1 pseudogene is annotated in these 273 nt (G+C 36.6%); it reads right to left on the bottom strand.

The features are described 5' to 3' along the window. Positions 1–273, bottom strand: a pseudogene (locus SB764_RS40225) (hypothetical protein); the annotation flags it as partial.

The following is a 273-nucleotide window of genomic DNA, read 5'->3' as shown; positions in this document are numbered from 1 at the left end:
AGTTTCGTCCAGCTACTACACGTACAGTAGCAAGTGCTAATTCAAACACTTCTTCTTCACGTGTTAAAGTTGGTGCTACAGGATTTTCAGCTGGTACACCCTTCTTCACGAAAGCTTTAATAAATCTATTTTCATCACGTTTATCCCATCGAAGCACTATTCTATCTAATCTGTCATACGTAGTGTCAGCAGTTTCAATCGTTAGATTTACACCATCAGCTACCTTATACAAATATCCATTAATAAAGGCATATCCATCTATAATATCTACAG

This window comes from Paraburkholderia sp. SIMBA_027 (assembly GCF_046535315.1).
Taxonomy (GTDB): Bacteria; Pseudomonadota; Gammaproteobacteria; order Burkholderiales; family Burkholderiaceae; genus Paraburkholderia; species Paraburkholderia tropica.
Note: the sequence above shows the minus strand (reverse complement) of the source record. Positions and strands in the feature narration are given on the sequence as shown.